This is a genomic window from Gilliamella sp. B2828 (assembly GCF_026537125.1).
GTDB lineage: Bacteria > Pseudomonadota > Gammaproteobacteria > Enterobacterales > Orbaceae > Gilliamella.
This window is the reverse complement of sequence record NZ_JAFNMU010000012.1, coordinates 58,662-82,294: the sequence shown is the minus strand read 5'-3', so window position 1 is coordinate 82,294 and position 23,633 is coordinate 58,662. Positions and strand designations below refer to the sequence as shown.

Sequence of the window (23,633 nt, the reverse complement as noted above, 5' to 3'; positions counted from 1 at the left end):
TCAAAATCAGCCGTGAAGGCATTGAGCTGGGCACAGCGGATAATGTGTATATAAAAAGCAATGCTCTGCAAAAAATGGGACCGGCGACGTTAAATTATGATCCAATCGATGTTCCTGCTTTATATACTGCACAAGATAGGCAAGAAGGCATCACACTGATGCTTGAAACTGAAGATGGTTACCCAATTCCAATGACCAAATATGTGGTACGCTTTAAAAATGGCGAATTACGACAAGGAAAATTGGATCGCGAAGGAAAAGCCGTTTTAAAAAACGTCCCTATAGGCATGGAATATGCCTGTTCGTATCCGGATGTAGACGATATATTAGCCAAAGCCAATGCCCAGCGGTTACATAAAGCAATCGAAATTGGCAATGCGGGGAAAATCATTAACTACTTAAGCTATGCCGAAGAAATCGTCGCAAAAACGATTAAAGTCTATAAACAGATCTATCACAACGATCCAGTAGAAAATATTAAAAAATCAATTGGACCTTATAACCAACAGAAAGATTTAATTCATTTTCTTATACGCAAAGCGAATCAAAAAAATAATAATAAAAAATATTAGGATTTAAAACAATGGATACTGAAGATTATGTTATTGTTGCCAAACCAGCCTTAAGGTTTGTCACACCAAATAGAAAAATATCTTTTTTTTTAAAGAAGTTTAATCCGAAAGCGACAGAGGTCGAACATTTAATTGTGCAATGGCACTGTGTAAATCACAGCGATGAAGATAAAGAAAAACAACACATTATTTATGGACCTAAAACCTCAGAATGGTTGGGGACTGAATGGATTTATCAAGGTACACATACTGTAGTGTGTACGGTAAAAAAGAGTTTAGGTGATAAAAATCCGAAAACTTTTCTTTACGTACAAAATGTGATAAGTCATGAAGAATGCTTAAGTTATGACACGGGTTCATTTGATGAAACAGAAAATCCATTCAGTGTGTTCCATAACTTAAAAAAACAAATTGCATTAATTCGATCCCTTGAATCAAAAAGCCAGCTAAATCAAGAAGAAAACAGCAAATATCAAGAACGTATGACCAATATGGACACTTACCGTGACAAATTAGAATATTTGCTAAAAAAAATACCCGATAGTCATAAAGATAATTTCAATATCGTTAGTGCCAGACACTACTCATATCAATACCCTGATAGCAACTCAATCCTGTTACAAGTCTGTTATTTTTATCAAGATGACAGTGCTTATCTATTAGATTGGACCAGTCCTGTCCAACAAGGATGGTGCGGCGTATTTATTGGTAAAGGCGATAATGAACAAGCAGCGGTGCTTAATGCTTTAAAACAGTGGCAACGCAATAACCGCTATCCTGAAGGGACCTTAAAATGCCGTTATCTCCGTTCTAACCACCCTACTTTAGAAATCCCTAAATATGATGCTGAAGGACTACTCCAATGGAGTATATACGATCACTATTACTCTGAAGAATATCAATTCACTACCGATGGCACAACCTGGCTTGATAGCATTTCCAATGCACTGTCTTGGGTGGCAATGTGTGGTGCAATCGTTGCGGGGGCAATATTATTGTTTGTACCAGGCGGACAATTAGGCACAGCGGCACTATGGGGGCTGGCGGCTTCATCAATAGCAGGCATTACAGCTTCGACCATAAATATCGCTCAGCGTTATGATACAGGTTTCAATAACTGGAAAGAAGATGGCTTAGATTCCCTAAGCATTGTGGCCAATTTATTGGGGTTAGGTTCAACGGCGGCGTTTACAAAATGGGGACCTTTGTCCTTTTTATCTCAGCAAGCTGGGAATGTGGCTAAAGCCAATACCGTTAAAGCCATGTTAATTGGTCAAGTTGCAGCTGATAGTACGCAGGCTATCATGGTTTCTACCGATGTTGCTTCCGCAATTTATTCTACATTAGACGATAAAACCCTTCCAGCTGATGAAAAACTGTCTCGAGTTCTTCGTTTATTCGCGGCTGGGGTCACCACTGGCGCGTTAACTTACATCAATGTCAAAGGGACCAGAGCCAATTTTCATTTTATAAAGGAAGACGCTTCTTTACTTCGACAAATGACCAGAGAAGAGATCGATAATTTCTTAAACGACCCGAAAACCTTCCTTATCGAAAATGGCAACGTAATAGCCAAAGAATCTATTGCAATAACGACACATCGAACCCAAAACGAATCAGCCACCTATCCTAAATCAAGTGTTGCTGTCCAGCAATTGCAAGAGTTTAAATTATTACCGGCGCCAAATGATTACACCCATTCATCAACAACGATTGCACAAAATATCTTATTCCCCCATCCAAATTATTTACGCTTTTTAACGCAACAATATCAACCTGAAATTTTTTTAAAATATGAACTCAATCTACACGTTAACTTCAACAATGGTTTTGAAGCAACAGAACAATCACTTCTCCATTCTTCATCACAAATTATAGCCAGAAATAGCAATGAGCAAGTACATAAAACCATCGCTAATACAATGGTCAAAGAAGAAAGACACCTGAATAATATTGCGGCGTTTCAAGCAATGGCTCGGGCAAGGAATTGGGATGAGGATGTTTGGAAGAAATTAAAAGCAATTTCGCGAGCAACGTGTGAAATTAAGGGGATCACATTTCATAATACAACCGAGTTCGGTAATTTACCGTTTGATTTAAATGCCGCGAAAAAAATAGGAGTGGTGGTTGAAGCTGGGGAATTTACAAACGGCTCAGCACCAATTAAAGTGACTGATATAGACAGATACATCGCAGCACTTAATGAATATTACCCAAGTGAAATGGATGAGTTAACTGAAGGGTGGATAAGAAGCTATATCGTTAAACATAATGACCATTTACAAAACTTAAATGGTATGCCCGGCGCCCATGCTGAAGTGGTAGCGGTAGATGATGTTTTAAAACAGCTGCGCGCACAACGGTTAGATCCAGAAGAATATTTAAAAGATATTGATGTTTATACCCTTAAAACCAATCGACCGAGCAAAGAGGATTTTTTAAGTGAATTTGTAGCCTGTGCTAATTGTAGTGGTATATTGGATCCCCGAATTAACATTCATACAGGACGAAAAGGAGAATAAAATGAACACAACAAACACGATAAAAGTCGTTAACCAACCTGTACGGGTGGAATTAAGTCATTTACAAATCATTCAGGGTATTTATTTTTTAAATGATGTCCTATTTACCGGTTTGGCTTATGACCACCGGCAACAAAAGTTGTTTAAAGTCTATCAAATTACCGAAGGCAAAATTACCGCTGAGCAGGATTTTGGTTTTTTTAAACAACATTATGAAATAAAAATTGATTATAGTGTGATTGATGATGAGCATGATTTTGAAAACCCTGTCTATTACCAAGGAAAACTTTTTACCGGTATCACCAATGAATATCGTAATGGTTTTGTCAGTTCAGAGTTATTATGGAACGATGGTTATGTTGTAGAGATGATAAGTTGGTATGCCGATGGGTCGGGATTAATACGTCGTTATGAAACCATATATGATGACAATCAATGTAAATTCGAATGGAATTATAAGCAGCTTATGAATATAAACTGCCGAAAAAAAAATGCGAATTCACTGACGCGTTTTACGCTCGAAATCAATGACCAGAATCAAATTAAGTCGTGCCTTTTAAGTGCTAACGATATGGCGTGCTTAGATAAGTTGATTTCGCGTGATGATATCCCGTTACCCGCCAACAGTTTAAGTGGATTGCTGGCTGATTATCCCTTGGCGGAGGAGATTTCGCTGTACGTTTTAAGTGATCATGAATTTAATTATTTTATGCGCCATGCTGATTTTCGACCCATCAAAAAACTGGAGTTATCCACTCAAAATTTATCTTTGCCGGTACTGAATAAATTAATGGATCTACCCAATTTGCAATCTATTTTTTTTAAAGAAAATGGGGTAAGTCGTTATCAACTTGCAGACTTGCCAGAAAAAGAAAGAGCAATCAAACAACAACAGTGCGATGAACGTAATCATGCCCTGTTACAATTATTATTTGCACTACAAGCTCAACAAAATTGTGATATCCAGCTTAATTCAAGATCAGGTCTGCTGTTTTTCTATTCCAAACAGAATAGCGAAATAATTGCCGATGTCAATCAAAACGATTTTAACTTTCTTTTCAATGCGTTACCGCTTGAGCAAATTACTGAACTTGAGTTACGGCAACATAATTTGCCTGTTGAGTTACTGGCAAAACTGGCACAATTGAGTCATTTAAAAAAATTATCGATCAAAGAAAAAAAAGAGTTCAGAGCTGACCCCCAACAAACCGATAATCAAACTCAAAACGGTGCTTACCAACGCCGTGAAGCCCGCAATCAAGCCTTATGGACGCTATTAATCCACCTGCAATCCAAACTGCATTGTGACATCAAACTGATATCCGAAACGTTGCAAGAGTTTGAAAAGCGTTATCAAGGTTAAGCCCTCGAATGCAAGGAATAAAATGAACACAACAAACACGATAAAAGTCGTTAACCAACCTGTACGGGTGGAATTAAGTCATTTACAAATCATTCAGGGCGTTTATTTTTTAAATGATGTCCTATTTACCGGTTTGGCTTATGACCACCGGCAACAAAAACTGTTTAAAGTCTATCAAATTACCGAAGGCAAAATTACCGCTGAGCAGGATTTTGGGGTTTTTAAACAACATTATGAAATAAAAATTGATTATAGTGTGATTGATGATGAGCATGATTTTGAAAACCCTGTCTATTACCAAGGAAAACTTTTTACCGGTATCACCAATGGATATCGTAATGGTTTTGTCAGTTCAGAGTTATTATGGAACGATGGTTATGTTGTAGAGATGATAAGTTGGTATGCCGATGGGTCGGGATTAATACGTCGTTATGAAACCATATATGATGACAATCAATGTAAATTCGAATGGAATTATAAACAACTTGTTAACATTGATTGCAGAAAAGGAGATGTCAATAAAGAAATAAGTTTTACAATAAAAATCAATGATAAAAATCAAATTAAGTCGTATGTTTTAAGTGCTGACGATATGGTGAGCTTAGATAAGTTGATTTCGCGTGATAATATCCCGTTACCCGCCAACAGTTTAAGTGGATTGCTAGCTTATTATCCCTTGGCGGAGGAGATTTTTTTGAACATTTTTAGTGATCATGATTTTAATTATTTTATGCACCATGCTGATTTTCGGTCGATTAAAAAATTAAAATTATCCACTGAAAATTTATCTTTGCCGGTACTGAATAAATTAATGGATCTACCCAATTTGCAATCTATTTTTTTGGATGAAGATAGGATAAGTCGCTATCAACTTGCAGACTTGCCAGAAAAAGAAAGAGCAATCAAACAACAACAGTGCGATGAACGTAATTATGCCCTGTTACAATTATTATTTGCACTACAAGCTCAACAAAATTGTGAAATTAGGCTCGATGCAAGATCTGGATTGCTGTTTTCCTATTCCAAAAAGGAGGGTGAAATATTTGCTGATGTTAATCAAAACGATTTTAATTATCTTTTAAAGATTTTGCCACGAGATAAGATCACCGGATTGTCTTTACGTCAATGTCAATTTCCGATTCCCTTACTAGAAAATCTTGCTCAGTTTACTAATTTAAAAAGATTGTGTATTGAGGAAGGTCTCAGCAATAAAGTTAATGATAATCCCGTTGATAATCAAACTCAAAACGGTGCTTACCAACGCCGTGAAGCCCGCAATCAAGCCTTATGGACGCTATTGATCCACCTGCAATCCAAACTGCATTGTGACATCAAACTGATATCCGAAACGTTACAAGAGTTTGAAAAGCGTTATCAAGGTTAAGTCCTCGAATGCAAAGGAATAAAATGAACACAACAAACACGATAAAAGTCGTTAACCAACCTGTACGGGTGGAATTAAGTCATTTACAAATCATTCAGGGCGTTTATTTTTTAAATGATGTCCTATTTACCGGTTTGGCTTATGACCACCGGCAACAAAAGTTGTTTAAAGTCTATCAAATCACCGAAGGCAAAATTACCGCTGAGCAGGATTTTGGGGTTTTTAAGCAACATTATGAAATAAAAATTGATTATGATGTGATTGATGATGAGCATGATTTTGAAAACCCAATCTATTACCAAGGAAAACTTTTTACCGGTATCACCAATGAATATCGTAATGGTTTTGTCAGTTCAGAGTTATTATGGAACGATGGTTATGTTGTAGAGATGATAAGTTGGTATACCGATGGGTCGGGATTAATACGTCACTATAAAACCAAATATGATGACAATCAATGTAAATTCGAATGGAATTATAAGCAGCTTATGAATATAAACTGCCGAAAAAAAAATGCGAATTCACTGACGCGTTTTACGCTCGAAATCAATGACCAGAACCAAATTAAGTCGTGCCTTTTAAGTGCTAACGATATGGCGTGCTTAGATAAGTTGATTTCGCGTGATGATATCCCGTTACCCGCCAACAGTTTAAGTGGATTGCTGGCTGATTATCCCTTAGCGGAGGAGATTTCGCTGTACGTTTTAAGTGATCATGATTTTAATTATTTTATGCACCATGCTGATTTTAAGTCGATTAAAAAATTAGAGTTATCCACTGAAAATTTATCTTTGCCGGTACTGAATAAATTAATGGATCTACCCAATTTGCAATCTATTTTTTTTAAAGAATGCGGGGTAAGTGACTATCAACTTGCAGACTTGCCAGAAAAAGAAAGAGCAATCAAACAACAACAGTGCGATGAACGTAATCATGCTCTGTTACAATTATTATTTGCACTACAAGCTCAACAAAATTGTGACATTAGATTTTATGCAAATTCAGGTATTGTGTTTTTCTATTTCAAACAAGATGGCAAAATAATTGCCGATGTCAATCAAAACGACTTTAACTTTCTTTTCAATGCGTTACCGCTTGAGCAAATTACTGAACTTGAGTTACGGCAACATAATTTGCCTGTTGAGTTACTGGCAAAACTGGCACAATTGAGTCATTTAAAAAAATTATCGATCAAAGAAAAAAAAGAGTTCAGAGCTGACCCCCAACCGACCGATAATCAAACTCAAAACGGTGCTTACCAACGCCGTGAAGCCCGCAATCAAGCCTTATGGACGCTATTGATCCACCTGCAATCCAAACTGCATTGTGACATCAAACTGATATCCGAAACGTTGCAAGAGTTTGAAAAGCGTTATCAAGGTTAAGTCCTCGAATGCAAAGGAATAAAATGATAGTGTGAATTTAACTTAATTCGCACCTTCAACACTATTTGGTAAAAGTTGATTTTTAGATAATTAATAAGATAGATTTACTTTTAATTAGTTCATTATCTCTATCATTAGTTACATACCACCTTAATTATTAAGTTAACAGATTTAATATCAATTAACTTAATCTAGTAACCTTTCCTTTTATCCTTTAAAATAATTTTACGAAAACTGATGAGGTATTTCCTATGCGTTGGAGAGATCAAAGAGAGAGTGATAATATTGAAGATCGCCGCTCACAATATGGAAGCAATTCAGGAATTCGGATCCCAATGAGTGGCAAAGGTCGAGTTGTTTTATTTATTGTGGTACTAGTCGCTGGTTATTATGGTGTTGATTTGACTGGATTACTTAATTCAGATCTAATTGAAACGGATAATTCCTCACTAAACTCAAATGAATATTCAATTAATGATGAGGATGCGGCTAAATTTACATCCGTCATTTTAGCAAGTACTGAAGATTACTGGCAACAAGCGTTTAATCGTTTAGGTAGAACATATACCCCTCCCAAATTAGTCTTATATACAGGTTCAACAAGCACATCGTGTGGCGTTGGTCAAACGTTTATGGGACCATTTTATTGTAGTGTTGATAAAACCGTGTATTTAGATATTTCATTTTACCAAGAGATGAAACGGCAACTTGGTAGTGGTGGTGACTTTGCACAAGGTTATGTCATAGCACATGAAATTGGTCATCATGTGCAAAATTTGCTCGGCGTATTCAATAAAATCGAACAATTAAAACAGGGGCAATCTGAAGTTTTTGTTAATCATTTATCGGTTAAATTAGAGCTACAGGCCGATTGCTTTGCCGGATTGTGGGGGCACGCAATGCAACAAAAAAATATTTTGGACGTTGGTGATATTGAACAAGCTTTAAAAACTGCTGAAGCTATTGGTGATGATCGCTTACAACGTCAAAGTAAGGGGTATGTTGTACCAGACAGTTTTACACATGGAAGCTCCAAGCAACGTTATACTTGGTTTAAACGAGGTTTCGATAGTGATGATATCAATCAATGTAATACTTTTGCCGAATAAGGAAATAAAAAATGTTTCATAAAGTAATAAAACGCGTTTTGTTAATTAATGATGATGGTATTGATGCATCAGGCATTAAAATTTTAAAGGATGTGGCGAATAAAATTGCTCATGAAGTTTGGGTAGTCGCACCCGCGATTGATCAAAGTGGCGTATCTTGTTCAGTCAGTTTAAAAACACCATTTCGAGTGGCACAGCGTAATGAACGAGAATACGCGGTTTATGGTACCCCTGCTGATTGTTCGTTATTTGCTATTAAACATTTATTGGTCAATAATTTACCCGATTTGGTGTTATCAGGTATTAATAACGGTTCGAATGTGGGATTTGAAACAGTTTTATCTGGTACCGTTGGCGGTGCTATGATGGCAACAGTTTTAGGCATACCATCAATAGCCTTAAGCCAATACTCTACTGAAGATCACCAACCAACGGTCTGGGATTGTGCTACGCATCATGCTGAATCGGTCATTCGTAAACTGTTGTCGTTATCTATCCCGAAAAAGGTCTGTTTTAATGTTAATTTTCCTGCTTGCGATCCTCACCAAATTAGAGGATTAAAAATTACTAAGCAAGGTGAATGTGATGTAAGTCGTTTTGTGGTGGCACCGACTCAAGATCCTGAAGGTCATGATTATTATTGGTTTAGAGCCAAGCGTAATCAGCAGGTTTTTGATGATGATAATAAAGAGTTAGATGCTGCTAATAATCATTTTATCGCTATTACACCGCTTGGTTATGAAAGAACAGATTATGTTTTCTATGAAAAGTTGTTAGCTAAATTTGAGTGATAATGGTTGATTGTGAAGTCGTCTTCCAATATTTTGGAAGACGAATGAGTAAAGGTTAATCGGTTAGTGATTAACTATCTTTAGTTTTTTCATTTTTAACCAGTGCACAAAACAGTAATGATATTGCAACCATCACTAGCGCTATCCAATAGATAACTTCATGCCCATAGGCTTGAGAAACAAACCCCTGCAACATACCTGCCAGTATAACGCTAAAAATAATCCCATTATTAAAGAGTGTTGAGGCAACACCCATTCTGGTTGGCAACAGATCCTGAAAGTAGATAATGCCAATATTTGCTACAATTCCTATAAATACTGCGTTAAACAACTGTAGCGCCAATAAAGCAACTTTGCCAGTACAAAAAATCATACCAATATAAAAAATGAATCCACTTATAATGGCAATAAAAAATAAATTTCGTTTGCCCAAATAAGGCACTAAAAATCCTGCAATGAGCATCACGGGGATTTCAATACCAGCAGCCAATCCCATTAAAATACCGGGTAAAGAGTCGGGAAGATGTAAAACGAGATCAACGTAGAGTGGCATGTCGATAATGTACATCATGTTAGCCGTCCACATAAATACCGTGGATAATAATAAACAAACCACATTCCAATTTTTCCAAAGTGGTATATTGGTCGCTTGTAAATCTGCTGCGCTGCTGAGTTGTGAGGTAGGATTTTTTTCGACCGATGGTAAGAATATCGCAACACATAACATCGCTATTATAAACATGGACATTGCAGTTAAATACATGACAGTAAAGCCAAACCCTAAAGCTAAACCGAATGATATTGGCGGACCAAATACCCATGCCAATGATAACTGAGCACGTATTAATGAGTTAAAAGCAACCACATTACGCCCTGATTTTACTGCATATTCACGTGCTAGAGCAAAAATTTGTGGCATGGCAGCCGATGATAATGCGGCAAAGAGAACACCTAGCGTGATCAATATAAAATAGTGACGCGTAAAAGCAAAAGTAACACTATTGGCAACGCCCATTAAACAGCAAAATATAACAATATAGCGCCTATCCCCTTTTTTGTCAGAATATTTTGCTAATAGAAAACTACCAACAATGCTTGCTAAAGCATTTATCGAGAAGAACAACCCGACTAAATGGGAATTGACATTCACTTCAAATGTTAAGAAACGACTTAATGTAGGTGATTGCAAAGCGCCTGCAATACCGACAATAAAGGTCGTAATTAGAAAGGCCAAAAAGACAATACTCTGTTTTTGACGAAAGGATGAAGCTTTAGACATAAACTTTCTCTATCATTTTATTTTGTACAATTATAAACATAAAAAAGAACGGTATACAGTGAAAGAAAGAAATAAAATGGATAACTTTGAGATTTAATTTTTAGCTTATCTTGTACTCAATATTTAAGATCTACCCCAGCAATGAAATAAAAAAAAGATTTCTTTTTATTTTTTTAGGCGTACAATCAAAATCATCCATAAGAAGAGGTAACGTTATGTTATATAATAACAATTATATACAACTCCATCATGAAAATCATGCCCATTGTCATAAGGATTGTCAAAATATTGCCCACAATCATAGACATGATAATCATCATTCCCATGATGCAAATGACAATCACGGTGCAAGCCATGGCTGTGAAAATGAAGGTTCAACGAAAAAAAATGAGATAGAAGATCCTCCGGAAGATCCTGAGCGGAAAAGCCAGAATGTTAAATTAACCTGGAAAATCAATGGTATGGATTGCGCTCATTGTGCAAGTAAAATCGAAAATGCTGTAAAAACACTACCAAATATTCATCAAACCAAAATTATTTTTTCTACTGAAAAGTTAATCGTTTTTGTTCCTAAGCATGATGAAACCGTAATAAAAACGATTGAAGACAAAGTGATAGAATTAGGTTATACCCCGATTTTTGAAACCACACCCAATCAGGCTCATCATCATGAGCATTCTCATAGTTTTGTTAAAAAAGCCTTCCTACCATTAGGAATTTTAGGCTCTTTCATTGTGATAAGTTATCTTATTTTATTAGCGAATCACACAGCCGGGGAATATGCTTTTATCATTACTGCAATTGTCGGCTTAGTACCGATTTTGAAAGAAGCTTTAATATTAACGCGTAGTGGTACACCATTTGCCATTGAATCATTGATGAGTATATCAGCTTTAGGTGCGCTTTTCATTGGCGCTGCTGAAGAAGCCACCATGGTACTTTTTTTGTTTATGATAGGTGAAATGTTAGAAGGCTTTGCAACCAGTAAAGCTAAAAAAGGGATTTCATCACTTGCGCATTTAATGCCTCAAGAAACGGTGCTCATTATTGATGGTAAAAGAAAAACCGTTGCAAGTCATAGTTTGAAACCTGACGATATTATCGAAATTTCATCAGGAGGACGACTACCTGCTGACGTGATTTTAATGAGTGAACAGGCCAGCATTGATGAAAGTGCCTTAACAGGTGAATCCATTCCGGTCAATTATCTATCCGGGGATAAAATTTTGGCAGGATCGCTGGTTGTTGATAATACCATTAAACTTAAAGTCATTTCGCAATCTGGACAAAATGCCGTAGATCGCATTTTACAATTAATTGAAGATGCTGAAGAACGTAAAGCACCCATTGAGCGATTTATTGATAAATTTAGCCGCTACTATACCCCAGCTATCGCCGTGTTTGCATTGTTGGTGATTGTCATTCCTCCCCTACTACTTAATCAAGATTGGTATACTTGGGTATATCGAGGATTGACGTTATTATTAATTGGTTGTCCTTGTGCATTGGTAATTTCAACGCCGGCCGTCATCACATCTGCCCTATCCAATGCGGCCAAGCAAGGTGTATTAATTAAAGGTGGAGCGGCTTTGGAACATATTGGTTCAATCAAAATGGTGGCATTTGATAAGACTGGAACCCTAACCGAAGGCAAGCCAAAAGTCACCGATGTCATAGCTCAATCTGTTACCTCACAACAATTACTGACCCTTGCGGCGGCAATTGAAAGCGGTTCGCATCATCCTTTAGCAAAAGCCATCGTTGATTATGCAATCCAATATCAGATTGAAGTAAGTGAGGCGAGTGATCGTAAAGCCATTGCGGGAGTAGGGATTGAAGGCAATATCGATAATCAAACTTATTATATTGTTGCACCCAATAAAGTAACCGTGGTATCCGAACCATTAAATGATGAAGATGCGCAAAAAATCCATCAACTTGAAAGCACAGGTAAAACCGTAGTGGTGGTTGTGACACAACAGAACTTAATAGGAATGATCGCCTTGCAAGATGTGTTACGTGCTGATTCCATGACTGCAATAAAAGCTCTTGATGATCTGGGTCTTAAAACCTTAATGCTTACTGGTGATAATCAACGTGCGGCAAAAGCCATTGCAAACGAATTGGGAATTGATTATCGTGCAGAGTTATTACCAGCAGACAAACTGATCGAAATTGAAAAAATTCGTAACATGACTTCCATTGCAATGGTTGGGGATGGCATCAACGATTCACCTGCAATGAAAGCGGCTACAGTGGGCATTGCTATGGGCAGCGGTACCGATGTAGCGTTAGAAGCAGCGGATGCCGCATTAACCAAAAATAGCTTGCTCAGTTTGCCTAATTTAATTTGTTTAACCCGCTTTGCTAACCGTAATATTAAGCAAAATATTACCCTTGCATTGGGTATCAAGTTAGTGTTTTTAATAACAAGTCTATTTGGTTATACTGGATTGTGGTTAGCGGTATTAGCCGATTCCGGAACAACCGCCATTGTGACAGCCAATGCTTTGCGAGTACTAGGTTTTAAAAGTAAAAAAAACAAAATTTAACTCGCTATTTAAAAACTATTCCATGTAATAAATGGAATAGTTTTTTATTGGTTAATCATCACCACGCAATGAGATTTCACCGCCAATATGTGCATAGATTTTTCCATCTTGTTCAAGCATTAAAGCACCTTGCTCATTAATACCTTTAGCAATACCACGGATAATATTATTACCAATAAGCAGCTTTACAGGTCGATTAGCAAAGTTATCTAATCGTTTCCAATCGTTTATAAAAAACGCTAGGCCTTGTTTTTCAAATTCAGATAATTTGATATTCAAGTTTTTGACAATGCACGCAACAAGTAAATTACGATCAACCTTTCCTAAATTCGCCCATTTTTGGTTTACAATATTAGGATCTGGATTATTCATCATTAAGTTGATGCCAATACCAATTACTGCATGTGCACAATCGCCAGTTTTACCTGCTAACTCAATTAATATACCAGCTAATTTTTGGTCGTTAAGATAAAGATCATTAGGCCATTTGACTTTGATATCTTGTCCGGATATCTCTCGTAAAGTATCGGCTATCACAATCCCGACAACTAAGCTCAATCCCATTGCAGCAGCTACGCCCTGCTCTAACTGCCAATACATAGAAAAATAAAGGTTAGAACCAAATGGTGAAAACCATTTACGCCCACGTCGACCGCGCGCTTTAGATTGAAATTCCGCTACACAACAATCACCCGAGTAAAGTTGCCCAATTTTATCAAGTAAATATTGATTGGTAGAATCAATAATAGGTAAAATCTCGCAACGACTGTCTGCTTGATAATAATGATCAATTTTAGTTTTTTTAAGTAAATCGATCGGTGCAGTTAAACAGTAACCCTTACCTTGTACCGATGTGAAATCAAGCCCCCATTCGCGCAACACTTTCATATTTTTATTGATTCCAGCGCGAGTTATTCCAAAACCCACTGCAAGTTCTTCCCCTGAATGAAATTCGCCGTCCGCTAAGATTTCAATTAATTTGAGTGCATTTTGGTGACTGCGCATTGATTCCTCTTTTTTTAACTAATAAAGCAATAAAATAAAGTGAGATTATAGCAAAACTGACAAATAAATAAGTATTATTCGTTTTATCCATAACATAAGCAATCGCTGCTGGAGCAATAAGACTACCTAGCGTGTTAGTTAATAACATGGCTTGATTCATCGCTACAATATCTTGCTTTCTTACACACGAACATGCCCATGCCATAGATATAGGATAAATGGTGTAAATTGTTGCTCCTAACAAGATAATGGCTAATGTATCAAACCAATTAAATATCAACAGTACACAAGCAAAAAGCATTAATATGGATTCAAACAATAATACAACTTGTCGACCAAATTTATCGGCACACCAATTAGCCGGCATTTGTGCTATCACTCCTGATAAAATAAGCAAAATCATCCAATTAGCAACTTGAGTGTCGTTATAGCCTAAATGAGAATAATAAGCGGGTAATAAAGAATAGAGCGATCCGATCAACATGCCAGCAATCACACACCCAATCAGACCAATGCGTGAAGGTTTATTCAAAATCATAGGAATGATGTTAAAACTGCTTTTTTTGCGTTTCGGTAATTTATAATGAGTCAGCAAAATGAATAATATTGCCAGACCCATTAATAAAGCAATCACTAGACCAAAATACAACACATTCTGCGGAAAATACTGTAATAGTGCTTGCCCTAACACCGTGCCTAAATAATAGGTGGTTAAATACACCGCTAGCATTTTTCCTCGAGTACGTACGGTTCCTGTTACTAAAATACAACTTTCAATCACCACCCAAGTTACTGCACAGGCAATACCAATAAAAAATCGCCATATTACCCAGCTATAAAAATCCATTGAAAAGCTTAAACCAATAGTCGCAATAGCAAAGATAATACAACTGTAGGTATAGGTATAACGAGCGTTAAATTTACCAATAAACCAATTAGCAAAAATGGTACCAAACAAGTTTCCAGCAAAGTAACTTGAACCGACTAAACCAATTTGCCCTAGTGAAAACTCATTACGCACTAACCATAACGGCACTTGGGTATTGAGTGCCGATAAAGCGATTGTCACAAATAATAAGCTTGTTAATAAAATAGGAAATGAATAAGAATGTTTCATCGTTTTTTACTATATTGTTGTTTAATTATAATTGTTACTTGATTATAAATTATTTTTTGCTACCTAAATGATGGACAATTTAAATTTATAACAGTGTTAGTTATAAAAAGTTATCTACATCAATTTCAGCTGTTTGGCCAATAAAACGAATTTCAGGCGAGAGACTAACCGAAAATTTTCGCAATACGGCATTTCGAACATAACGCGCTAACTCAACCACATCTTGAGCCGTTGCATTATTTTTATTGACTAATACTAGTGCTTGATTTTGATGCACTGCAGCACCACCTAATTGAAATCCTTTTAAACCACATTGATCAATAAGCCAACCCGCAGCGAGTTTGACTTGATTATCTGCTTGGGGATATATTGGCATGGTTGGGTAAATTTCAAGTAGTTTATCGGCAACTCTTTTGTCAACTACTGGATTTTTAAAAAAACTCCCCCCATTTCCTAGCACCTTAGGATCAGGCAGTTTGCTAAGACGGATTTCACAAACTTTATCAAAGATCATCTTAGGGGTAACATTTTTCGGATCAAAGTTACGTAATTCGCCATAGGTTAACACAGGCTGCCACTGTTTAGGTAATTTAATCCCGACATAAATCACCGCATACCCATCTGCATACTGCTGTTTAAAAATACTTTCACGATAACCATATTGACCATCCGTTACCGTAATGATTTTTCCAGTAGCAAGTTCTAATAATTGCACATAATCTGCCACTTTTTGAAACTCAACGCCATAAGCGCCAATATTTTGAATTGGTGCTGAACCTACACAACCTGGAATTAACGCTAAATTTTCAAGCCCCGCGATATTATTCGCAATAGTATGTAATACAAGTTGATGCCAAATTTCGCCCGCACCCACTTTTAAATTCCAGGCTTTTTCGGTTTCGGTAACAGTAATACCGTCAATTCGATTAACAATCACAATTCCTTGAAAATCACAAGTAAAAAGCGTATTACTACCTTCACCAAGCATCATAATTGGTAGATTCTGATGATTATTTTGCCAAACATGCATTAATTGTTCAACCGTAGTTACTGTTACCACTTTTTGAGCATAAACTTCAAGATTAAAGGTATTTGGGATTCTTTGTTTCATTCATTACAACCTTATCAGGGTGGAAATAGACAGCCAATAATAAATTGTTTTAGATGTTTTAGATGTTTTATTCGATATTACTGGGTAATTTATCACTTATGGCTGCATATATTATCACAGTGGTTAATCTTATATTATTAATTATTTAATCCCGAATCATTATAAGATTATTGGCAATCCAAAATATGTACATTTATTAATATTTTAATTACAAAAATGTGATAATGATCGACTTTGGTGGATCAATTAATCAAATAAACGGCTAAAGTCATGCTTAAATCTTTTTTGTTTTTTTAGATCATGTATTATAGATGCCTGAGTGATGTCTTTTAAAATTACAGTTAAACTGATTATTGTTTATAGATAAATTTAGTGCAAATAATAGACGTTATCATCTAGATTTCATATCAAGGGTGTTATTACTTAAATGACTATTATAAAATAGACAGCTACATATGAAGACTTGTTCGAGTGACTGTTGTTCCTTAATTCGTACCCACGCATATAAGCTTATAGTAAAATGCCGGTATGAAGATAACTTGTAACAAGATACGTTTTTGATAAGTTCGAGGAAATTATGAAAAGAGTTTTTATTATGATCCTAGATTCGTTTGGGATTGGGAGTGCCAAAGATGCGCCAAAATTTGGTGATGAAGGCGCCGACACATTAGGTCATATTGCCGAACAATGCGCATTAGGAAAAGCAGAACAAGGACGCAGTGGCACACTTAAATTACCTAATTTAGGTAAATTAGGGTTAATTGAAGCCGCATATGAGTCAACGGGTCACTATCCAAAAGGCATGCAAACCGAAGGTGAAATTATTGGTGCTTATGGTTATGCTAGCGAAATTTCTTCGGGTAAAGATACACCCTCTGGACATTGGGAAATTGCTGGCGTTCCAGTATTGTTTGATTGGGGTTACTTTACCGATACAACCAATAGTTTTCCTCAAGATCTGTTAGATAAAATTGTCTCTCGCGCAAAACTTCCTGGTTACCTTGGCAATTGCCACTCATCGGGTACAGTTATTCTGGACGAGCTTGGTGCTGAACACATGGCGACCGGTAAGCCTATCTTCTATACATCCGCGGATTCAGTTTTCCAAATTGCTTGTCATGAAGAAACGTTTGGTTTAGACAAACTTTACGAAGTGTGCGAAATCGCACGTGATGAACTCAATAAAAGTGATTACAACATTGGTCGCGTTATTGCTAGACCTTTTGTTGGAAAAAAAGCAGGCGAATTTGTGAGAACTGGTAATCGCCATGATCTTGCGGTTGAGCCACCAGCACCAACCATGTTAAAGAAATTGGTTGACGAAAAACAAGGCAACGTTGTTTCGATTGGTAAAATCGCTGATATATATGCCCATGTTGGGATCACCAAAAAGGTTAAAGCAACAGGCATAGAAGCTTTATTTAATGCCTCATTAGAAGAAATTAAACAAGCCAAAGATAATACCATTGTTTTTACTAATTTTGTTGATTTTGATTCCTCTTATGGACACAGACGTGATGTAGCTGGTTATGCTGCTGCATTAGAATATTTTGATAGTCGCTTACCTGAAATGTTAGCGCTAATTGAACCAGGCGATCTTTTAATTATCAGTGCGGATCATGGTTGCGATCCAACTTGGGCAGGTACTGATCATACGCGCGAACATATCCCTGTTTTAGTGTATGGTGATAGTGTACCAGTAGGCTCATTAGGGCATCGTGAAACTTTTGCCGATATTGGACAAAGTGTCGCTGATTATTTTGATTTATCGGCAATGGAATATGGTAAATCTTTTATTAACAAGTAGCAAATGAAGTTAATGTAATCGTTTTTTGAAATAAAGATCAGGAGAATTAGATGTCTACCCCACATATTAACGCAGTTGATAATGCTTTTGCAGAAACAGTTTTGATGCCTGGCGATCCGTTACGTGCAAAATTTATCGCTGAAACATTTTTAGAGGATGCGCAAGAAGTAACAAATGTAAGAGCCATGTTAGGTTTTACTGGTTATTACAAAGGAAAAAAAGTTTCAATCATGGGGCATGGCATGGGCATTCCATCTTGTTCTATTTATGCAACTGAATTGGTTAAATTTTACGGTGTTAAAAACATTATTCGTATTGGCTCTTGTGGTGCCATTAGCCCTAATGTAAACCTTGGGGATGTGATAGTTGGGATGGGTGCTTGCACCGATTCAAAAGTTAATCGTTTACGTTTTAAAGATAGCGATTTTGCTGCAATTGCCGATTTTGATTTAACCTGTAATGCTGTTAATGCTGCTAAAAATTTAGGCGTAAACGTAAAAGTGGGTAATCTATTTTCCGCTGATCTTTTCTACAGTGTCGATCCTGAAATGTTCGATATCATGGAAAAATACAATATTCTAGGCGTAGAGATGGAAGCTGCTGGTATTTATGGTGTGGCAGCTGAATACGGCGCAAAAGCACTTGCTATCTGTACGGTGTCTGATCATATTCGTAAAGGTGATGCGATGACGCCAGAACAGCGTCAGCTTGGTTTTAAAGAGATGATAACCGTTGCGTTAGAATCTGTACTATTCAATCAATAATCATAAATGGCAGATTAACTGCCATTTTTTTTAACTAAATATTGATAGGTAAAGCACTATAAAAATGATAATAGTATTTACCTAAATTTAAATTTTTTTATTCGTAATTGTTAGGCAATAGATTATCAAATATGTCATTTAATAAGGAATCAAAATGAATATTAAGTTTAAACTTAAGATTATATTTTTCTTACAATTTTTTATCTGGGGGAGTTGGCTGATCACCTTAGGTTCTTACATGATGGAGACGTTACATTTTAATGGTATGACAGTAGGTTCAGTGTATGGCACAATGGGGATAGCGTCATTATTTATGCCGGGCTTACTAGGTGTTGTGGCAGATAGATGGATTCCAGCTAATCGTTTATTCATGCTTTGTCATTTAATTGGTGCAATTACGTTATTTATTGCAGCATCAGTCACATCACCATTTATGATGGTAGTAATAATTTTGATACATTGCCTTGCGTTTATGCCAACTATTGCAATTTCAAACTCCATCTCTTATTCTTGCTTAGAAGCACAAAATCTTGATGTAATTTCCCAATTTCCGAAAATAAGAATTTTTGGTACTATTGGCTTTATTGTCGCCATGTGGCTAGTAAGCTTCTTAAAATTTGGATTAAGTAACATGCAACTTTATATTGCTGCTGCTGGTTCAATTTTACTTAGCTTATATTCATTAACACTACCATTAATTACCATTACTAAAGACAACTCGAAAAGAAAATCTTTAGCTAGTTCTTTAGGGTTAGACGCATTTGTATTGTTCAAACAACCAAGAATTGCAATCTTTTTTGTCTTTGCCGTTTTTCTTGGTGGTATTTTGCAAATAACGAATACGTTTGGTAATCCGTTTTTACTTTCGTTTAAAAGCATTCCTGAATATGCCGATAGCTTAGTTGTGCAATACCCTTCAGTATTATTGTCTATTTCACAAATGTCTGAAGTAGTGTTTATTCTGTTTGTTCCATTTTTTATGAAACGACTTGGTATCAAATATGTCATGTTAATTAGTATGCTTGCTTGGGTAGCGCGTTTTGGTTTATTTGCTTACGGTGATCCGTCTCCAACAGGCTTTATATTACTGCTTTTATCTATGATAGTTTACGGATGTGCGTTTGATTTTTATAATATTTCTGGCTCAATGTATGTTGAAAAATCGGTCTCACCAAGTATCCGTAATAGTGCGCAAGGTCTATTTATGATCATGACCAATGGTTTCGGAGCTTATTTAGGTTCAACCATCAGTGGCATTGTTGTTGATCATTACACAATAAATGGCCTTATCGATTGGCGTACCATATGGCTCATTTTTGCTGGTTACTCTTTATTATTGGCAGTGGTGTTTATGATCATTTTTAAAAATGATGACTTAAATAAACCAACAGCTGCAAATAGTTAATTAATCATTTGTGACGTGTTAAATAAAACTCTTATAATCAAAGTGTTGGCAGCAACCACGGTTGTTGCCTTCTTGCAAAATATGTAATGCATTACAATGACTTTAATGCATCTTACTGCATAAAAACTGATTAAGTTACATAAAATGTATGGCAATGAGATGTCTGATCAAGGTAAAATAGTAAAGATTATGATTAACAAAGCTAAAGTTGTTATGCTTAGCTTTCCAATCAGTGTTTTTCATATCATTATTATTTATACTTAATTGGCAAAATAAACTAGATAAAATATTAAATGAATACACATACTGTTCCAAAAGTTATTTTACATGAGCATATTGAAGGTAGTATTACACCTTTTATGGCAAAACAGTTAGCCGAAAAAAATCGCATCGTTTTTCCTGAATCTTTATGTTATAAAGCAGGTCAATATGATGCAAACGAGTATAAAAATGGTCGATATTGCTATGATGAAACTGACTTTGTTCAATTCATTCAAACTTATGACACTGTTTCCAATTTTGTAAAAACGCCCGAAGATTATTATTTAATTACCTACGACTTCCTCAGTAGAAATGCCAAACAAGGATTAATATATTGCGAGCTTTTCATCTCTCCTTTTCATATCTGTACGACTAAAATTGAGGATGAAATTATTTGGGATCAAAAAAGATTTCAACAAACACTCAGTCAAATGGATAACGCCATTACGGATATACAAAAAAAGTATAATATGACTGTTAGGTATCATGTTATCGGTGTTAGGCATCTAGGCGCTAAAATCGTTTATGACACATTACGTTTTATTAAAGATAATCCTCACCAATTTATCACTGGATTTAATATTGCGGGAAATGAAAGTTTTGGTCATTTTGATGATTTTAAAGATGCGCATGAATTAGCAACTCAGCTGAAACTAAAAAAATCTTATCATGCAGGCGAAATTGAGTCTGCTGAAAGCATTATTCAAGCACTCAAACATGGGGCACAAAGAATTGGACATGGTATCCGCGCTATTGAGAACAACAACTTGATTCGTGAGTTGGTTGAGAAAAAAGTGACTTTAGAAATTGCTTTAACCAGCAATCGTATACTGGTTAATGAACTTCATGGCGATATTCGAAATCACCCTGTTCGCCAACTTTATGATTACGGTGTACGTATAACATTAAATACAGATGATGCCGGAATTTTTGGTACAGACATCGAAAAAGAGTATCACCTTGCCTCATCAATATTTGGTTTTTCAAGATTAGAATTATTGGATATTACTTTATGTGGTATTGATGCCGCTTTTGTTGAAGATTCAGTAAAAGAGCAATTAACTAACGATGTTTTGTCATGTTTTACATTAGATGACAAACAAACACTCCAAGCAGCAATCCATGACACAAATTATCATCCTGCAATTATAGAACGATTCATTAAATATCAAAAGTCACTACCAATAACGAGTTAGTGGATAACCATGTCAGAGAAATAGGAGATTTATATGAACAAAAACAAATTAACGTTATCCCTTTTAACCCTATTCATTTCTGGCACTCTTCAAGCCGCTACTGTTGATCTTAGAATAATTGAAACCACTGATTTACATGGCAACATGATGAATTATGATTATTTTAAAGATCAGCCTGTTGATACATTTGGATTAGTGAAAACAGCCAATCTTATCCATCAAACAAGAAGTGAAGTAAAAAATTGCGTCCTTGTTGATAATGGTGATCTGATTCAAGGTAGTCCAATGGCCGATTATGCCCTAAATAAAGGATTAAAAGATGGCGAGATTCATCCTGTTTATAAAGCAATGAATACGCTTAATTATGTTGTAGGCAATATTGGTAATCACGAATTCAATTTTGGCTTAGATTATTTACAAAAAAGCCTTTCAGGGGCTAAATTCCCCTATGTCAATGCCAATGTTTATGATGCAAAAACCGGCAAACCCTACTTTCAACAATATATTATTATTGATACCCCCGTTATTGATCGAGATGGCAATCAACATATTATTAAAATTGGTTATATTGGATTTGTTCCTCCGCAAATTATGCAATGGGATAAACTTAACTTAAATGGAAAAGTAGTAGTAAAAGATATCACTGAAACTGCAAAAAAATTAGTCCCTGAAATGAAAAAGCAAGGTGCTAACGTTATAATTGCTATTCCACACTCAGGTGTATCTTCTGAACCATATAAAGCGTTAGCGGAAAATTCTGTTTATTATTTGAGTCAAGTTGAGGGAATTAATGCAATTATGTTTGGTCATTCGCATGGTGTTTTCCCAAGTGACGATTTTAAATCTTTACCCAATACCGATATTAAAACAGGCAATATCAATCACGTCCCTTCCGTAATGCCAGGTCAATGGGGTAGCCATTTAGGTGTCGTTGATTTAGTGCTTGAAGGCGACAGCACTAATTGGCAAGTAACGTCGGGAAAATCAGAAGCTCGCCCTATTTATGATATAAAAAATAAAAAAGCATTAGTACAGGCTGATCAACAGATAACTGAAATTTTAAAACAAGATCATCAAGGTACTCGAGAATTTGTAGGCAAACCCATTGGCAAAGTTTCGAGCGATATCAACAGTTATCTTGCACTAGTAGAAGATACATCCGCATTACAAATTATCAGTGATGCACAAATAGACTATGTAAAACAGTTTATTCAAGGCGATCCAGATTTGGATGGATTACCCATTTTATCCGCCATTGCTCCATTTAAAGTGGGTGGTCGAAAGAACGATCCTGATGCATATGTTGATGTTAAAAAAGGCGATTTATCGTTTAGAAACGCTGCCGACATCTACCTTTATCCAAACATTTTAAGTGCGGTTAAAATTACTGGTAAAGATGTTAAACAATGGCTGGAATGCGCTGCTGGTGTATATAATCAAATAGATGTTAACTCTACTCAACCACAATATCTCATTAATTGGGATAAGTTTAGAACTTATAATTTTGATGCAATTGATGGCGTCAGTTATCAAATTGATGTGACAGCACCACCACGTTACGATGGCAATTGCCAGTTAATTAATCCAAAATCTGAAAGAATTAAAAATCTAACTTATCAGCAACAGCCTATTGATCCTAATCAAACATTTTTAATTGCGACCAATAATTATCGTGCTTACAGCGGTATCTTTCCGGGAACAGGCGAAAAAAATGTTAAGTTTAATTCACCTGACGATTTAAGGGTGATTTTATCTGCTTATATTACCAATACTACGAAAAAAGCGGGTATGGTGAATGTCAAGGTAGATAACAATTGGCGAATTGCACCAATTATGAGCGATAAACCATTGGATATTCGCTTTGAATCTTCGGCAACGGATGAGGCAAAAGCTTATATAGAAAAACATTCGCTTTATCCGATTAAATTTATTGAAAAAGATGCATTAGGCTTCGGTGTTTATCGACTTGATTTACAGTCATCAAACACAAATACTAGAAATCATAAATAG

The 23,633-nt window shown here is 36.1% G+C and carries 17 protein-coding genes; 13 read left to right on the top strand and 4 right to left on the bottom strand.

The window, feature by feature from the left end:
- From J3U19_RS10060 to surE, 7 genes are all read left to right on the top strand, one after another.
- Positions 1–572 (top strand): hypothetical protein (locus J3U19_RS10060; protein ID WP_267346210.1); only part of this gene is annotated, 572 nt, incomplete at its 5' end.
- Between the two features lie 11 nt (positions 573–583).
- Complete coding sequence (locus J3U19_RS10055) at positions 584–3,094, top strand: YwqJ-related putative deaminase (RefSeq protein ID WP_267346208.1); 2,511 nt, start codon at positions 584–586, stop codon at positions 3,092–3,094.
- A 1-nt stretch (position 3,095) separates the two neighbouring features.
- On the top strand, positions 3,096–4,457 hold the full coding sequence (locus J3U19_RS10050) for a hypothetical protein (protein ID WP_267346206.1): 1,362 nt from the start codon (positions 3,096–3,098) through the stop codon (positions 4,455–4,457).
- 22 nt (positions 4,458–4,479) lie between these two features.
- Positions 4,480–5,841 carry a hypothetical protein gene (locus tag J3U19_RS10045; RefSeq protein ID WP_267346204.1) on the top strand — a complete coding sequence of 454 codons (1,362 nt, stop codon included), beginning with the start codon at positions 4,480–4,482 and terminating at the stop codon, positions 5,839–5,841.
- 23 nt (positions 5,842–5,864) lie between these two features.
- Positions 5,865–7,226 carry a hypothetical protein gene (locus tag J3U19_RS10040; RefSeq protein ID WP_267346203.1) on the top strand — a complete coding sequence of 454 codons (1,362 nt, stop codon included), beginning with the start codon at positions 5,865–5,867 and terminating at the stop codon, positions 7,224–7,226.
- Positions 7,227–7,477: 251 nt separating this feature from the next.
- Positions 7,478–8,335: a neutral zinc metallopeptidase gene (locus J3U19_RS10035; RefSeq protein ID WP_267346202.1), complete on the top strand. Its 858-nt coding sequence runs from the start codon at positions 7,478–7,480 to the stop codon at positions 8,333–8,335.
- Positions 8,336–8,346: 11 nt separating this feature from the next.
- The gene (gene surE, locus J3U19_RS10030) at positions 8,347–9,126 is read left to right on the top strand and encodes a 5'/3'-nucleotidase SurE (protein ID WP_267341886.1); all 780 of its coding nucleotides are present in this window, start codon (positions 8,347–8,349) and stop codon (positions 9,124–9,126) included.
- Positions 9,127–9,196: 70 nt separating this feature from the next.
- Here the strand turns inward: surE and J3U19_RS10025 are convergent, their stop codons facing one another.
- The gene (locus tag J3U19_RS10025) at positions 9,197–10,405 is read right to left on the bottom strand and encodes an MFS transporter (RefSeq protein WP_267346200.1); all 1,209 of its coding nucleotides are present in this window, start codon (positions 10,403–10,405) and stop codon (positions 9,197–9,199) included.
- 215 nt (positions 10,406–10,620) lie between these two features.
- Here J3U19_RS10025 and J3U19_RS10020 point away from each other — a divergent pair, with 215 nt between their 5' ends.
- Positions 10,621–12,957 carry a zinc/cadmium/mercury/lead-transporting ATPase gene (locus J3U19_RS10020; RefSeq protein WP_267346198.1) on the top strand — a complete coding sequence of 779 codons (2,337 nt, stop codon included), beginning with the start codon at positions 10,621–10,623 and terminating at the stop codon, positions 12,955–12,957.
- A gap of 51 nt (positions 12,958–13,008) precedes the next feature.
- Here the strand turns inward: J3U19_RS10020 and birA are convergent, their stop codons facing one another.
- The 3 genes from birA to murB all read right to left on the bottom strand — a co-directional run bounded on the left by birA (position 13,009) and on the right by murB (position 16,190).
- The gene (birA, locus tag J3U19_RS10015; protein ID WP_267341881.1) at positions 13,009–13,962 is read right to left on the bottom strand and encodes a bifunctional biotin--[acetyl-CoA-carboxylase] ligase/biotin operon repressor BirA; all 954 of its coding nucleotides are present in this window, start codon (positions 13,960–13,962) and stop codon (positions 13,009–13,011) included.
- Positions 13,928–15,079, bottom strand: a complete 1,152-nt coding sequence (locus tag J3U19_RS10010; RefSeq protein ID WP_267341880.1) for an MFS transporter — start codon at positions 15,077–15,079, stop codon at positions 13,928–13,930. The genes birA and J3U19_RS10010 overlap by 35 nt, the downstream gene beginning before the upstream one ends.
- A gap of 100 nt (positions 15,080–15,179) precedes the next feature.
- Entirely contained in the window at positions 15,180–16,190 is a 1,011-nt protein-coding gene (gene murB / locus J3U19_RS10005; protein ID WP_267341879.1) for a UDP-N-acetylmuramate dehydrogenase, read from the bottom strand.
- 577 nt (positions 16,191–16,767) lie between these two features.
- Here murB and J3U19_RS10000 point away from each other — a divergent pair.
- From J3U19_RS10000 to J3U19_RS09980, 5 genes are all read left to right on the top strand, one after another.
- On the top strand, positions 16,768–17,997 hold the full coding sequence (locus tag J3U19_RS10000; RefSeq protein ID WP_267341878.1) for a phosphopentomutase: 1,230 nt from the start codon (positions 16,768–16,770) through the stop codon (positions 17,995–17,997).
- Positions 17,998–18,047: 50 nt separating this feature from the next.
- Positions 18,048–18,761 carry a purine-nucleoside phosphorylase gene (gene deoD, locus J3U19_RS09995; RefSeq protein ID WP_267341877.1) on the top strand — a complete coding sequence of 238 codons (714 nt, stop codon included), beginning with the start codon at positions 18,048–18,050 and terminating at the stop codon, positions 18,759–18,761.
- Positions 18,762–18,915: 154 nt separating this feature from the next.
- Entirely contained in the window at positions 18,916–20,166 is a 1,251-nt protein-coding gene (locus tag J3U19_RS09990) for a nucleoside permease (RefSeq protein WP_267341876.1), read from the top strand.
- 293 nt (positions 20,167–20,459) lie between these two features.
- Complete coding sequence (gene add / locus J3U19_RS09985) at positions 20,460–21,623, top strand: adenosine deaminase (protein WP_267341875.1); 1,164 nt, start codon at positions 20,460–20,462, stop codon at positions 21,621–21,623.
- A gap of 33 nt (positions 21,624–21,656) precedes the next feature.
- Positions 21,657–23,633, top strand: a complete 1,977-nt coding sequence (locus J3U19_RS09980) for a bifunctional 2',3'-cyclic-nucleotide 2'-phosphodiesterase/3'-nucleotidase (RefSeq protein WP_267346196.1) — start codon at positions 21,657–21,659, stop codon at positions 23,631–23,633.

What these genes read in the sequence shown, in the direction of transcription:
- J3U19_RS09990 (WP_267341876.1), top strand. Translation starts at nt 18,916, where the DNA reads ATGAATATTAAGTTTAAACTTAAGATTATATTTTTCTTACAATTTTTT.
- J3U19_RS09980 (WP_267346196.1), top strand. Translation starts at nt 21,657, where the DNA reads ATGAACAAAAACAAATTAACGTTATCCCTTTTAACCCTATTCATTTCT.
- J3U19_RS10040 (WP_267346203.1), top strand. Translation starts at nt 5,865, where the DNA reads ATGAACACAACAAACACGATAAAAGTCGTTAACCAACCTGTACGGGTG.
- murB (WP_267341879.1), bottom strand. Translation starts at nt 16,190, where the DNA reads ATGAAACAAAGAATCCCAAATACCTTTAATCTTGAAGTTTATGCTCAA.
- birA (WP_267341881.1), bottom strand. Translation starts at nt 13,962, where the DNA reads ATGCGCAGTCACCAAAATGCACTCAAATTAATTGAAATCTTAGCGGAC.
- deoD (WP_267341877.1), top strand. Translation starts at nt 18,048, where the DNA reads ATGTCTACCCCACATATTAACGCAGTTGATAATGCTTTTGCAGAAACA.
- surE (WP_267341886.1), top strand. Translation starts at nt 8,347, where the DNA reads ATGTTTCATAAAGTAATAAAACGCGTTTTGTTAATTAATGATGATGGT.
- J3U19_RS10055 (WP_267346208.1), top strand. Translation starts at nt 584, where the DNA reads ATGGATACTGAAGATTATGTTATTGTTGCCAAACCAGCCTTAAGGTTT.
- J3U19_RS10010 (WP_267341880.1), bottom strand. Translation starts at nt 15,079, where the DNA reads ATGAAACATTCTTATTCATTTCCTATTTTATTAACAAGCTTATTATTT.
- J3U19_RS10020 (WP_267346198.1), top strand. Translation starts at nt 10,621, where the DNA reads ATGTTATATAATAACAATTATATACAACTCCATCATGAAAATCATGCC.
- J3U19_RS10035 (WP_267346202.1), top strand. Translation starts at nt 7,478, where the DNA reads ATGCGTTGGAGAGATCAAAGAGAGAGTGATAATATTGAAGATCGCCGC.
- J3U19_RS10025 (WP_267346200.1), bottom strand. Translation starts at nt 10,405, where the DNA reads ATGTCTAAAGCTTCATCCTTTCGTCAAAAACAGAGTATTGTCTTTTTG.
- J3U19_RS10000 (WP_267341878.1), top strand. Translation starts at nt 16,768, where the DNA reads ATGAAAAGAGTTTTTATTATGATCCTAGATTCGTTTGGGATTGGGAGT.
- J3U19_RS10050 (WP_267346206.1), top strand. Translation starts at nt 3,096, where the DNA reads ATGAACACAACAAACACGATAAAAGTCGTTAACCAACCTGTACGGGTG.
- add (WP_267341875.1), top strand. Translation starts at nt 20,460, where the DNA reads ATGAATACACATACTGTTCCAAAAGTTATTTTACATGAGCATATTGAA.
- J3U19_RS10045 (WP_267346204.1), top strand. Translation starts at nt 4,480, where the DNA reads ATGAACACAACAAACACGATAAAAGTCGTTAACCAACCTGTACGGGTG.